This window comes from Sanguibacter sp. HDW7 (assembly GCF_011300875.1).
Taxonomy (GTDB): Bacteria; Actinomycetota; Actinomycetes; order Actinomycetales; family Cellulomonadaceae; genus Flavimobilis.
This window is the reverse complement of record NZ_CP049862.1, coordinates 983,643-996,388: the sequence shown is the minus strand read 5'-3', so window position 1 is coordinate 996,388 and position 12,746 is coordinate 983,643. Positions and strand designations below refer to the sequence as shown.

At 72.7% G+C, this 12,746-nt stretch carries 11 protein-coding genes; 7 read left to right on the top strand and 4 right to left on the bottom strand.

Annotated elements, in window-relative coordinates:
* Positions 1–60 precede the first annotated feature (60 nt).
* A complete protein-coding gene (locus G7063_RS04515; RefSeq protein ID WP_166413328.1) occupies positions 61–1,284 on the bottom strand; it encodes a multidrug effflux MFS transporter in 1,224 nt (407 codons plus the stop codon).
* A 69-nt stretch (positions 1,285–1,353) separates the two neighbouring features.
* On the opposite strand from G7063_RS04515, the gene G7063_RS04510 reads away from it, so the two are divergent.
* Positions 1,354–2,088 carry an SOS response-associated peptidase gene (locus tag G7063_RS04510; RefSeq protein ID WP_166413327.1) on the top strand — a complete coding sequence of 245 codons (735 nt, stop codon included), beginning with the start codon at positions 1,354–1,356 and terminating at the stop codon, positions 2,086–2,088.
* Between the two features lie 141 nt (positions 2,089–2,229).
* On the opposite strand, the gene G7063_RS04505 is transcribed toward G7063_RS04510, so the two are convergent.
* Together G7063_RS04505 and G7063_RS04500 are read right to left on the bottom strand one after the other, a co-directional pair.
* Entirely contained in the window at positions 2,230–3,270 is a 1,041-nt protein-coding gene (locus tag G7063_RS04505) for an adenylate/guanylate cyclase domain-containing protein (protein WP_166413326.1), read from the bottom strand.
* Positions 3,271–3,279: 9 nt separating this feature from the next.
* Complete coding sequence (locus tag G7063_RS04500; protein ID WP_166413325.1) at positions 3,280–4,149, bottom strand: biotin--[acetyl-CoA-carboxylase] ligase; 870 nt, start codon at positions 4,147–4,149, stop codon at positions 3,280–3,282.
* A gap of 351 nt (positions 4,150–4,500) precedes the next feature.
* Between G7063_RS04500 and G7063_RS04495 the strand changes: the two genes are divergently transcribed.
* The 4 genes from G7063_RS04495 (at position 4,501) to G7063_RS04480 (ending at position 9,034) form a co-directional block, all read left to right on the top strand.
* Positions 4,501–6,189 (top strand): HNH endonuclease signature motif containing protein, encoded by a 1,689-nt coding sequence (locus G7063_RS04495; RefSeq protein ID WP_166413324.1) that lies wholly within the window; start codon positions 4,501–4,503, stop codon positions 6,187–6,189.
* A gap of 213 nt (positions 6,190–6,402) precedes the next feature.
* Entirely contained in the window at positions 6,403–8,031 is a 1,629-nt protein-coding gene (locus G7063_RS04490) for an acyl-CoA carboxylase subunit beta (RefSeq protein ID WP_166413323.1), read from the top strand.
* Positions 8,028–8,798, top strand: a complete 771-nt coding sequence (locus G7063_RS04485) for a hypothetical protein (protein WP_166413322.1) — start codon at positions 8,028–8,030, stop codon at positions 8,796–8,798. Before G7063_RS04490 ends, G7063_RS04485 begins: the two co-directional genes overlap by 4 nt.
* An 11-nt stretch (positions 8,799–8,809) precedes the next feature.
* On the top strand, positions 8,810–9,034 hold the full coding sequence (locus G7063_RS04480) for an acyl-CoA carboxylase subunit epsilon (protein ID WP_240916189.1): 225 nt from the start codon (positions 8,810–8,812) through the stop codon (positions 9,032–9,034).
* Here G7063_RS04480 and G7063_RS04475 read toward each other — a convergent pair.
* Positions 9,031–10,176, bottom strand: a complete 1,146-nt coding sequence (locus G7063_RS04475) for an acyltransferase family protein (protein ID WP_166413321.1) — start codon at positions 10,174–10,176, stop codon at positions 9,031–9,033. The two genes, G7063_RS04480 and G7063_RS04475, sit on opposite strands and share 4 nt — an antisense overlap.
* 185 nt (positions 10,177–10,361) lie before the next feature.
* Between G7063_RS04475 and G7063_RS04470 the strand changes: the two genes are divergently transcribed.
* Together G7063_RS04470 and G7063_RS04465 are read left to right on the top strand one after the other, a co-directional pair.
* Positions 10,362–11,813 carry an acylneuraminate cytidylyltransferase gene (locus G7063_RS04470; protein WP_240916188.1) on the top strand — a complete coding sequence of 484 codons (1,452 nt, stop codon included), beginning with the start codon at positions 10,362–10,364 and terminating at the stop codon, positions 11,811–11,813.
* Positions 11,810–12,712, top strand: a complete 903-nt coding sequence (locus G7063_RS04465; protein ID WP_166413320.1) for an N-acetylneuraminate synthase family protein — start codon at positions 11,810–11,812, stop codon at positions 12,710–12,712. Before G7063_RS04470 ends, G7063_RS04465 begins: the two co-directional genes overlap by 4 nt.
* The last annotated feature ends 34 nt before the right edge of the window (positions 12,713–12,746 follow it).

Below are 12,746 nucleotides of genomic sequence, written 5' to 3'. Positions count from 1 at the left end.
CATGCCAGCCGCCGCACCCCGCCGTCGGGGACGTTCAGGGCAGCGCGTCGTCGGGAGAGCTCAGGCCGCGCCCCACGCTCCCTCGCGCCGGTACGCAGGAGTGGCGACCGCGAGCACCGTGAGACCCACGAGGACCGACCCCGTCATCACCGCCACCATCGACACCCCGGTGCCGCCGGTGAAGCCGACGATCGGGGCGACGAGACCTCCGAGCGCGGCCTGCATCGCGCCGAGGAACGCCGCCGCCGTCCCCGCCATGTGGCCGTAGTCGTTGAGCGCGAGCACGCTCGCGTTGCCGGGCACGAGCCCCTGCATCGAGAGCATGAGCCAGAGCATGACGCACATGAGCGCCAGCCCGCCGAGCCCGCTGGCCGTCACCGCGACGAGCACGAGCCCGAGGATCGCCTGGACGACGATCGCGACCCGCAGCACCCGCAGCGGCGCGACCCGCTTGACGAGGTACGCGTTGACCTGCGCGCCGCCCACGAGCGCGATGCCGTTGATCGCGAAGAGCAGCGCAAACTGGTGGCCGTCGAGCCCGTGCTCGCGCTGGAAGACGTACGTCGAGCCGACGACGTAGCTCATGATGACGGCCTGCGCCATGCCCGGGATGAGCGCGAGGGCCATGAACCGACGGTCGCGCAGCAGCTCGAGGTAGCCGCGCGCGACGCCGCGCGGGCCGGCGATGCGCCGACGGTCGGCCGGCAGGGTCTCGGGCATGAACCGCCACACGAGGATCGCGAGCGCGACGCCCAGCCCCGCGAGGACGCCGAACACGCCGCGCCACGTCCAGGCCGCCGCGATCGCGCCGCCCACCGCGGGTGCGAACAGCGGTGCAACGCCGATGACGAGCATGAGCCGCGACAGCAGGCGTGCGGCGTCCGAGCCGACGAACCGGTCGCGGATCACGGCGATCGCGACGACGGACGCGGCCGCGTTGAAGAAGCCCTGGAGGACGCGCAGCGCGATGAGCGCCGTGATGTTCGGCGCGACCATGCACAGGAGCGACGTGAGGACGTGCCCGACGAGCCCGACGAGGACGGGCAGGCGGCGACCGAAGCGGTCCGACATGGGCCCGATGAGCAGCTGCCCGACGGCGCCACCGACGAGCATCCCGGAGATCGTCAGCTGCGCGGCGGCCGCGGTCGCGCCGAGCTCGGCGCCGACGGTCGGGAGCGACGGGAGGTAGATGTCGGTCGTGATCGCGGGGACGGCAGCGAGCGAGCCGAGGAGGAGGACGTACTTGGGGCCGGGACGGTACTGCGGTGAGGCCGGTTGTGACACCCCAGGATCATAACGTTTCGATCGCGCCGCGCCCGGGTCGATGTCCGTGGCCCGTGCCACAGTGGACCCATGTGCGGACGCTTCGCCTCGGCCCGGCAGACCCAGGACCTCCTCGACGCCTTCATGATCGACCCCACGCTGCCCGTCGACGACGAGCTGCGCGAATGGCACGCCTCGTGGAACGTCGCGCCCACCCAGCACGTCCGCATGATCGTCGAGCGCGCCCCGCGCGAGACCCCCGATGCCCCGCCCGTGCGCCAGCTCCGCGCCGCACGCTGGGGCCTCGTCCCGTCGTGGGCTCGCGACGCGAGCGGCGGCGCCCGCCTCCTCAACGCCCGCTCCGAGACGCTCCTCGAGAAGCCGTCGTTCAAGCGCGCCGCGGCATCCCGCAGGGCCGTCGTGCCGGCCGACGGCTACTACGAGTGGCGCAAGCTCGGCGACGGACCACGCCCCGCCAAGCAGCCGTACTACATCCACCCCGCCGACGGCTCGGTCGCCGCCCTCGCCGGGCTCTACGAGTTCTGGCGCGACAAGGACCTCCCCGACGACGACCCGGACCGCTGGCTCGTCACGTGCACGATCCTCACGCGCGCCGCCGCCGGCGAGCTCGCCGAGATCCACGACCGCACGCCCGTCATGCTCACGCCCGCAACCCTCGACGGCTGGCTCGACCCGTCGGCCGACGGCCGCGAGGCACTCGACCTCGCCCTCTCCGACGCGCCCGAGCTCGCATGGCACCCCGTGTCGTCACGGGTCAACCGCGTGAGCGAGGACGACGCAGGGCTCATCGACCTCGAGAGCTGACCTTTCGCCCCGACACCGTCGGGCGCTGGTGGCACGTCCAGCAGGTTCAGCCCGCACGTCCAGCGGGTTCAGCCCGCACGTGCAGCGGCGGGGTCTGCCCGCACGCGTAGCGGCGGGCCCGCCGCACAGGGTGGCGCAACGTCAGTCGCGCGCGAAGTCCAGGCGCACCGGCGTGAGCGTGCCGAGCCCCGGCACCTCGCGAGGCTCGAGCGCAGTGAGCGCAAAGTTCGGGTTCGACGCGAGCCGGTGTGCCGTCACCTCGTCGAGCAGGACCGTCGACGGCTGCGCCTGGTCCGTGAGCCGCGACGCGAGGTTGACCGACGGTCCGAAGACATCACCGAAACGTGCGAGCACGCGCCCCCACACGAGGCTCACACGTACCGGCCGGCCCGCGATGCCCTCGACGCCGAGCTCGTCCTCGGTCGCCTTCGCGAGCCCGAGAGCGACGCGCGCACCCGTGACGACGTCGTCCGCGATGAACAGGAGAGCGTCGCCGATCGTCTTGACGACGCGGCCGCCGTTCGCCGTGACGATGTCGCGGGCGCGCGTCTCGAACGCCTGGATGAAGTTCGCGAAGTCGTCGGGCGCCATCGTCGCCGTCATGCGCGTGAACGAGACGATGTCCGCGAAGCCCACGGCGCGCGGCAGCGGAAGGTCGCGCCCCGAGCGGATCGACGCCGTGTCCTGCGCCGCATCCCCGAACTCCTGCGCCATGCGCGTGACGAGAGCCGTCGTCTGCCGCCGCCACGCGTGGACGAGCTGACGCTCGAGCACGGGCGCCAGCCTGTCCATCGACCGGATGACCGCGCGGCGCGCGTCCGGGTCGAGAAGCCCCTGCTGGCGCACCTCGTGGTCGACGAGCGCTTCGAAGTGCCACCACGAGAGGCGTTCTGTCGAATGCCCGACGGATCTCACGAGCGACGCGAGCGTGCGCGCGTCGAGGTTCTCGCGCTCGGCGAGGTCGTGTAGCTCCGCGAGCGCCTCGGCGTCCTCGTGCGTGTACTCGCGCGCGTCCTCGCTCGACGGCGGCAGCCCCATGAGCTGCCAGTATCGGGCGACCCACGCCTCGTCGAGCCCCGCCTCCGCGGCGAGCCCGGGCAGGGTCGACGAACGCTCGCCGCCGAGCAGGCCCGCGACGACGCGTTCGACCTCCTCGGACCACTCGTGCGACACGTCGGCCATCCTAGGGCGTCAGTCCTGCTCGGCCCCGATGACGCGCAGGTGCTGCACGTCGCCGCTGATGATCCGTTCGACGTCGCCGGTCGTCGTGCGCACGAGCAGCGCGCCGTCGGCGTCGAGCCCGACCGTCGTCCCGCGCAGCTCGCGGCCGCCCGCGGCCGTCACGCGGACGTCCGTGCCGATCGACACGCACAGCGCCGTGACCTCCTCCGCGAGTCCCGCCGCGACCGCGTCGCCCGCATGCTCCCGCCAGATCGTGAGCAGCTCGACGAACGACGTCTCGAGGCCTGCGACGAGCATCTCGCGGCGCTGCGACACGCCGTGCGCGGCGAGCGACGACGCCGAGGCGACCGGGAGCTCGTCGGGGCGCTGGTCGACGTTGATGCCCAGCCCGACGACGACACGCTCGTCGTCGACGACCTCCGCAAGGATGCCACCCACCTTGCGCCACGGGCCCCAGCCCAGGAGGTCTGCGCCGTCGGGCGCGGGCACGAGCAGGTCGTTGGGCCACTTCGTGCGGACATCGAGCGCCGTCATGCTGCGCAGCGAGCGCGCCGCCGCGAGCCCGGCGAGCAGCGGGAGCCACCCCCAGGTCTCGCGCGGGGTCCCGGGGGCGATGACGGTCGACGCCGTGAGCGCCGTGTGCGGGGGCGTCTGCCACGCGCGGTCGAGACGGCCGCGGCCGGCGGTCTGATGGTCGGCGACGAGCAGCGACGGCGTGGGCCACGCGTGCGGGGTGTCGCGCGCCTCGGTGACGAGGACCGTGTTCGTCGACGTGACCTCGGGACGTACGTCGACCCGCTGGAGGACCCCGACCGGAGCGCGCAGCAGGTCGCGCAGCAGCTGCGCGTCGAGCGGCTCACGGGGTGCGTCGGAGGTCATGCGCCCATCTTTGCGCACCTTCACGGGCGGAGGCACACGGGCGCGAGGCATGGGACGACGTGACCACGGGCGCACACGGGTGCAACGAGCGCAGATTCCAGTCGTTGCGCGGCGAGCGCGGGTCCGGTCGTGGCGCCGGCATGCCGGCGGGTGCGAACGCGGCGGGTGAGCGCGGGGTGAGAGGCACGTCCACCGCTCGCATCATCGAACGACCGTTCGATATCGTGGAAGGGTCGCTCCGGCCCGGTGCGGGTCTCGCACCTGCTCGGGTCGCCGGAACGGCATCGAGAACCTGGGCGCGAGCAGATCGCGACGAACGTGACGTGGTGGAACAGACGAGGCGGTGACGGAATGACCGACGGCGACGACGCCAGCAACGACACCGGTGAACGCCGCGCCACCGTGATCGAGCTGGTCCCTGCGGCCTGGCCGAGGACCGCCGCTCCCGCGCCCACCGATCTCCTCGGGCTCCTCACGTCGATCGAGTCGCTCGTCGACCTCGTGTGCACCCAGGACCCCGCCGCCGCACCGGGGACCCTCGCGGCCGAGGCATCCGCGCGCACTGTCGCTCTCCTCGACCGGCTCCACGCGCAGCGGCTGGGCTGGCTCGGGCGGGTCGAGGCCGAGGGCGCGTGGAGGGCGGACACTTTCAGGTCGTTCGCGCACTGGGTCGCCTGGAAGGAACGGCGCGGGCTGCCCGTCGCCCGGCGCGAGGTCCTCGCCGCGGCGCGGCTCCGGGACGACCTGCCTGCGACGCTCCGTGCGGCGCGGGCCGGGAGGCTCTCGGCACCGCAGGTCGATGTGCTCGCGCGCACCCTCCCGACGTCCGACTCCCGGAGGGACGCGCTCGCCACGCTCCACGCACAGGTCGGCGGGACGGTCGACGTCACGGACCCGGGTCCCGGCGAGGATCGCGGCAGCGACGCGGGCGAAGGCTGCGACGTTGGAACGCACAGCGACGCAGGAGCGACCGACGACGCGGGAGCGGCCGACGTTCCCGCCGCCGGTGAGACCGCGAGCGATCGCTTGACCTCTCTCGAGGACCGGCTCCACGCGCCGGGCTGCACCGCGGACACGGGACTCTGCTCGTGCCCCCGACAGGTCGTCACCGGCGAGCAGGTGATGCTCGGCCTCGCGGAGCGCTTCGACCTGCGGGACCTCGGCTCCGCGGCACGTCGCTTCGCGCACGTCGCCGACCCGGAGTCCGACGAGCGCGGCTATCGGCTCGCGCAGGACCGCGAGCACCTCGACCTGTCCCGCACGACCGGTGGCTACCACGTCGCCGGATTCCTCACCGAGGAGCACGGGCAGGAGCTCTCGACGGCACTCGCCGCGATCGTCGGCGTGCCGTCAGCGCACGACGGTCTCCGGCCGACGCAGCGACGCGCGATCGCCCTCGCCGGGCTCGCGCGCCGCCTGCTCGACGACGGCGGCCTCGGCACCGGCGCATCGGTGCGACCGCACGTCACCGTGCTCGTACCGTGGAAGGACTTCGAGGCGCTCGCGCAGCGCACAGGTCCGCACGGCGGCACCGGGTTCGGCAGTCGGTCGGCGATGTCTCGCAGAACCACAAGCGTGCCGCCGAGCGCAGAGGACGTGCGGTCCGAGCTCTGCAGCCCCGGCCCGACGTGGCTCGACGGCACCGGACCCGTCCCGCGCCAGGTCCTCGAACGCATCGCGGCCGACTGCACCGTCACGCGCGTCGTCTTCGGGCCCGACTCCGAGGTCCTCGACGTGGGACGCGCGCAACGCACGTTCACGGGCGCCCGGCGCAAGGCCGTCATCGCCCGCGACCGCACGTGGGCGTGGACCGGGTGCGACGCTCCCCCGCAGATCTCCGAGGTCCACCACGCTCGCGTCCACTGGGCCGACGGCGGTCCGACCGCGACCGACAATGCCGCGCTGCTGTGCTGGTTCCACCACCAGCACGTCGACCGGCGCCGGGTCGCGATGACATGGCGCGGCGGCTGGCACTTCGACGAGCCCGGGTCCTACGACGCCCCGACCGCAGCCCCCGAGCCCCGCGCCAGGACGAGGTGACGCACCAGGAGGTGGGGACGCACCAAGACGGGGTGACCTACCGAGACAGGTGATGCGCCAAGACAGGGTGACGCGCCAACGGCCGTGCCCTCGCGTCCTCGAGACCGCCTCGCTTGTGCATCGTCGACATCAACCATGGACGGAGAACCTCCCACGACACCGCCGCGCGACCGGCCTTTGTCGACTCCCGACAACTCCCGCACCGCAACTCGCATGAGACGTACGGCTCCGCCGGGCGCCGTTCGCCCTACCCTCGGAAGAGTGACCGAGACCTCCCGTACCGCCGCCAAGCTCGACGACCTCCGCGCCCGCCGGCACGCCGCGATCGACGACCACGAGGCCGTCGCCCGCGAGAAGCAGCACCCGCGCGGCAAGAAGACTGCCCGCGAGCGCATCGAGGCGCTGCTCGACGAGGGCAGCTTCATCGAGCTCGACGCCTTCGCGACCCACCGTTCGACGAACTTCGGCCTCGACAAGCGCAAGATCGCGGGCGACGGCGTCGTCGTCGGGCACGGCACGATCGACGGCCGCCAGGTCTGCATCTACTCGCAGGACTTCACCACGTTCGGCGGGTCCCTCGGCGAGGTCCACGGCCAGAAGATCACGAAGGTCCAGGACCTCGCGCTGCGCACGGGCGTGCCGATCATCGGCATCTCCGACGGCGGCGGCGCGCGCATCCAGGAGGGCGTCGCGGCGCTCACGCAGTTCGCGGAGATCTTCCGACGCAACGTCGCGGCGTCGGGCGTCGTCCCGCAGATCTCGCTCATCCTCGGCCCGTCGGCCGGCGGCGCCGTCTACTCCCCCGCACTCACGGACTTCATCGTCATGGCGGACGGCACGTCGAACATGTTCATCACGGGCCCGGACGTCATCCGGTCCGTCACGGGCGAGGACGTCGGCTTCGAGGAGCTCGGCGGCGCGCGCACGCACAACGAGCGTTCCGGCGTCGCGCACTTCATGGGAGCCGACGAGGACGACGCGATCGACTACGTCCGCCACCTCGTCGGTTTCCTCCCGCAGAACAACCTCTCGGACGCCCCGTCGTTCGCGGAGGATGCGGACCTCGGGACGACGGACGAGGACCTCGAGCTCGACACGCTCATCCCCGACTCGGACAACCAGCCGTACGACATGCGCACGGTCGTCGAGCACGTCCTCGACGACGGCGATCTGCTCGAGGTCCAGCCGATGTTCGCACCCAACGTCCTCGTCGGCTTCGGCCGGGTCGAGGGCCGCGCGGTCGGCATCGTCGCCAACCAGCCCATGCAGATGGCCGGCACGCTCGACATCGCTGCGGCCGAGAAGGCCGCGCGATTCGTCCGGACGTGCGACGCGTTCAACATCCCCGTCCTCACGTTCGTCGACGTGCCGGGCTTCCTGCCGGGCACCGACCAGGAGTGGGACGGCATCATCCGTCGCGGCGCGAAGCTCATCTTCGCGTACGCGGAGGCCACGGTCCCGCTCGTCACCGTCATCACGCGCAAGGCCTACGGCGGCGCGTACATCGTCATGGGTTCCAAGCAGCTCGGCGCAGACGTCAACCTCGCGTGGCCGACCGCCCAGATCGCCGTCATGGGCTCGGGCGGCGCTGTGAACATCCTCCAGCGCGGCGCCCTCAAGAAGGTCGCGGAGGCCGGCGGCGACGTCGAGGCCGAGCGCCAGCGCCTCACCGACGAGTACGAGGACGCGATCGTCAACCCGTGGGACGCGGCCGCGCGCGGCTACGTCGACGACGTCATCGAGCCGTCGACGACGCGCGTGCAGATCGTGCGCGCCCTGCGGGCGCTTCGCACCAAGCGCGCCTCCCTCCCCGCCAAGAAGCATGGGAACATCCCCCTGTGAGCATCGATGGCGCATCCCCTCAGACTCCGCGGCCCGACGACCGCGACGCGGACGGCACGCCAGTTCCCGACGGTTCCGGTCCCGACCCGTTCGCGGGCGCGTTCGACGGTGGCGCGCTGTCCGACGGCACGTTCGCGGTCGACCCTCGTGCGGCGCGCGGCGGCTCGGCGGCTGGCGACGAGGATCGTGACGGCGAGGATCTTGACGACGAGCTCGACGCCGAGCTGGCGGACGACCTCGAGGCCGAGCTGGACGCTGAGCTCGACGACGCTCTCGACGACGTCGACCCGAAGCATCTGGCCCCGCTCGTCGTCGACCCGGCGGCCCTGCATGCCCACGTCGACGCGCTCACTGCGGCGCTCCACCGGTACGTCGACCTTGCGGTCGGCGCCCGCGCCGAGTTCGACGCGGCGACCGTCGAGGACGACCCGCGCATCGAGGCTGCCGAGGACGAGATCGGCCGGCTCAACGCGGCAGTCTCCGAGGCGTTCGAGACCGAGCTCGGGCTCGTCTCGGGCCACACGACCGAGACGTGGGAGTCGGACGACGTCGACCTCGTCGACGACGCCGAGCACGGGACGCTCGTCGAGCTCACGCTCACGGTGAGCCCCGGGCCGCTCATGTCGGGCGACGATCCGCTCGCGCACGCGCTCGAGATCGTCGAGGACGCCGCGGACCAGGTGACGAGCGCGCTCGAGGGCGCGGGCTACCAGGTCGACGGCTGGTCCGTGAGCCGCGAGCTCGACATCGACGACGACGAGGACTGAGAGCCGAGGACGTGAGCATCGTGACCAACGACATCCCTGGGGTCCGCGTCGTCCGAGGCGCGCCAGACGACCTCGAGCTCGTCGCTCTCGTCGCGGGGCTCGCCTCGACGACGACAACCGACGAGCCCGACGACGCCGAACCCGCCGCGCCCGTCTGGGGCCGGGACCGAGGCATTCGTGGCGCTCGGTCCTTCGGCACGTCGGACGACGCCTGGCGCTGGAGCACGCGCAGCTAACGTTCAGCGCCCGGCGGCTTCGCGACCCACCAGGTGCCACGCGGCTGCACGAGAGGTCTGAGGACGCCGCGCACGGCCGGGCTCGCGAGCACCATGCTCAGCACGACACCGAGGACGGCGAGCCCGACGAGGTCGACCGGCCGGTGCACGGCGTCGAACAGGCCGAGGCTCTTCGCATGCTGCACGAGCAGCGGGTGGACGACGTACACGGTCATCGACCCGGCACCGAGCGTCGTCCACCAGCGCATCCTCGTCGTCGGGACGAGCGCGAGCGCACCCAGCGCACCGAGGACCCCGAGAGCGAGCACGAGCCCGCGCAGCCCAGCCTCGCCGACCTGATGCTCCCAGCCGCCCGCGTAGGCGCCGGCGAACCTCAGGGTCCCGCGCCCGTGACGCTGGGACAGCGCAAGCATCCCGAGGACCGACACGGCGAGCAGCCCCGCCCCGACGAGACGTGCACGCGTCGTGCCGAGAAGGTCCCGCGCACCGCGCTGCCGCAGCCACCAGCCGAGCCAGAACAACGGCAGGTACACGAACGTCCGCGAGCCCGCCATCGCCTGACCGAGCTGCGGCATGAACCCGGCCCCGAGCGCGAGCAGGCACACGAGCACGCCCGCCCCGCGCACGCGGGCGAGCAGCGGCAACGAGAGCCGCCACCAGAAGAGGGCGAGCAGGAACCACATGCCGAACGCGGGGTAGGTCGGCTCGTACCGCCACAGGTCGTCGACGATCCCCCGGCGCAGGAACGCGATCGCGTCCCACACGAGATAGACACCGAGGACGTTGCGCAGCAGGGTGACGGTCCTGCGGTCGTCGAGCGGCCTGGCGTCGGAGAAGTACCCGGCGACGAGCACGAACAGCGGCACGCGCAGCGGCCACGTCGCCCAGTAGAGGGCGGTCGCGCTCTCGGAGCGAGCGAGGACCGGCTCGAGAAGATGCATGACGACGATGAGTGTCGCGGCGACGAGACGCGCGTTGTCGGCCCACGGGTCACGCGGACGTCGTGCAGGGCTCTCGGGCACCGGAGCGTCGCCGGAGGGCACCCGGTCGAGGTCCGTGGGCGCCAGGGCTGCGGGTCCAGGGCCCGTAGGCGCCGGGTCGGTGTCGCCAGGGAGAGCGGGCGCTGGAAGAGCGGGGTTCACGGTCGCACCGTAGGTCTCCGAGCACGCCGCACGGCACGTCCGAGCATCCTGTCCGCCGAACGTTCGAGAACGGTTCAGGCGTCCGTCGTCCCTGGTCAACCTGGTGCCGCGCGGTCCCCTGACCGCCGTCGCACCGTCACCCTCGCCTCACCGTCCCGACATCCGACGCCCCTAGCGTCGCCGACGTGACAGTCAACTCACCAGGTCCCGACGGGCACAGCGTCGGGCACGACAGCATCCGGCAGCGCGTCGACCGGCGGCCCGACCCACGCCCCGACCTCCGCCAGGGCGGCGTGCCGCTCGCGGTCGTCGTCATCCCGGCCCGTGGCGGGTCGCGCGGCATCCCGCGAAAGAACCTCGAGCGCGTCGCGGGCCGGAGCCTCGTCGCCCGAGCTGTGCGCTCGGCGCTCGGCGCGGGCGTCGGCCCGGTCGTCGTGTCGACCGACGACGAGGACATCGCGATCGAGGCCGCTCGCCACGGCGCGCGCGTCGTGCGGCGTCCCGCCGATCTCGCGACGGACACGGCCGGCTCGGAGGGCGTCGTCCTCCACGTGCTCGAGCAGCTCGACGCTCACGCGGAGGAGCTTCCTCCGGTCACGGTGCTGCTCCAGGCGACGAGCCCGTTCGTCGACCCGCTCGACCTCGCGGTCGCCGTGCACCGCGTCGCCGACGGCGCTGCGGACGTCGTGCTCTCGGCCACCGAGGACCACAGCTTCCGGTGGACGCACGACCGGGACGGCGCCGCGTCACCCGTCGGGCACGACGCCTCGCACCGCGCGCGACGGCAGGATCTGCCGCCGCAGCTGCGCGAGACGGGCGCGTTCTACGCGATGCGCACGACGGGCCTGCGGGCGCACCGCAACCGCTTCTTCGGACGCATCTCGCTCCACGAGGTGCGGGGGCTCACGTCGATGGAGATCGACACGCCCGCAGACCTCGCCCACGCGCGAGCCGTCGCGGCCCACCTGCTCGACCCGTCGTCGGCCCCGCACATCGACGTCGACGCGGTCGCGACCGACTTCGACGGCGTCCACACGGACGACCACGCCACCGTGACGGCCAACGGCACCGAGCACGTGCGCGTGCACCGCGGCGACGGGCTCGGCGTGGCACGCGTCCGGCGGGCGGGCGTGCCGTTCCTCATCCTGTCGACCGAGACGGACCGCGTCGTCGCGGCGCGCGGTCGCAAGCTCGGCGTCGACGTCGTCCACGGCACCGACGACAAGGCCGGCGAGCTGCTCGCGTGGCTCGCTGCCCACGACCTCGACCCGGCGCGCGTCGCGTACGTCGGCAACGACGTCAACGACCTCGCACCGATGTCGCTCGTCGGCTGGCCCGTCGCGGTGGCCGACGCGCACCCGGAGGTGCGGGCCGCGGCCCGGCACGTCCTCACCCGCGCAGGCGGCCAGGGCGCGGTGCGCGAGCTGTGCGACCTCGTCCTCGCGGCGCGTGACGAGCATGCGGCCCTCCTCGAGCCGCTCGCCCGCCCCACCCTCGCCCGACCCGCCCTCGTCCGACCCGCCTTCGTCCCGACCCGCACCACCCCGTCGGGGCACGTCGCCGAGTCCGGCACCGCGTCCAGCGCCACCACCCCCACCAGCCCCGCCCTCAGCACCGCACTCAGGAGTCAGCCATGACCACGCACCCCCTCAGCACCACGCCCGCATCCCCCGTCGCGATCGGCGAGCAGCTCGTCGGCGCGGGCCACCCCGTCTACGTCATCGGTGAGATCGGCATCAACCACAACGGTGACGTCGAGATCGCCAAGCAGCTCATCGACGTCGCCGCCGAGGCCGGCGCGAACGCGGTGAAGTTCCAGAAGCGCACTCCGGAGATCTGCACGCCGGCCGCGCAGCGCGATCAGATCCGCTCGACCCCGTGGGGCGAGATGACCTACCTCGACTACCGCTTCCGCGTCGAGCTCGACCGCGGCTCGTACGAGAAGATCGCGCAGCACGCGGCCGACCGCGGCCTGCACTGGTTCGCCTCGCCGTGGGACGTCCCGTCGGTCGCGTTCCTCGAGGACCTCGGCGTCGTCACGCACAAGGTCGCGTCCGCGTCGGTCACGGACCTCGAGCTGCTGCGCGCTCTCGCAGCGACGGGCAAGTCGATCATCCTCTCCACCGGCATGTCGACGATCGAGCAGATCGACACGGCGGTCGAGACCCTCGGCACGTCGAACCTCGTCCTCATGCACGCGACGTCGACGTACCCGCTGCCGCCCGAGGAGGCGAACCTCCGCACGATCGCGACGCTCAGCGAGCGCTACGGCGTGCCCGTCGGCTACTCGGGCCACGAGCGCGGACTGCAGATCTCGGTCGCGGCCGTCGCCCTCGGCGCCGTGACGGTCGAGCGTCACATCACGCTCGACCGCACGATGTGGGGCTCCGACCAGGCCTCCTCGCTCGAGCCGACCGGCTTCAAGAACCTCGTGCGCGACATCCGCATCGTCGAGCAGGCCATGGGCGACGGCATCAAGCGCGTCTTCCCGGGCGAGCTCGCGCCGCTCTCCCGCCTGCGCCGGGTCGACGCCTGAGCATGGCAGCCCACCTGCCCGCGTCGGGACGACC

What these genes read in the sequence shown, in the direction of transcription:
- G7063_RS04490 (WP_166413323.1), top strand. Translation starts at nt 6,403, where the DNA reads ATGAGACGTACGGCTCCGCCGGGCGCCGTTCGCCCTACCCTCGGAAGA.
- G7063_RS04495 (WP_166413324.1), top strand. Translation starts at nt 4,501, where the DNA reads ATGACCGACGGCGACGACGCCAGCAACGACACCGGTGAACGCCGCGCC.
- G7063_RS04510 (WP_166413327.1), top strand. Translation starts at nt 1,354, where the DNA reads ATGTGCGGACGCTTCGCCTCGGCCCGGCAGACCCAGGACCTCCTCGAC.
- G7063_RS04505 (WP_166413326.1), bottom strand. Translation starts at nt 3,270, where the DNA reads ATGGCCGACGTGTCGCACGAGTGGTCCGAGGAGGTCGAACGCGTCGTC.
- G7063_RS04500 (WP_166413325.1), bottom strand. Translation starts at nt 4,149, where the DNA reads ATGACCTCCGACGCACCCCGTGAGCCGCTCGACGCGCAGCTGCTGCGC.
- G7063_RS04465 (WP_166413320.1), top strand. Translation starts at nt 11,810, where the DNA reads ATGACCACGCACCCCCTCAGCACCACGCCCGCATCCCCCGTCGCGATC.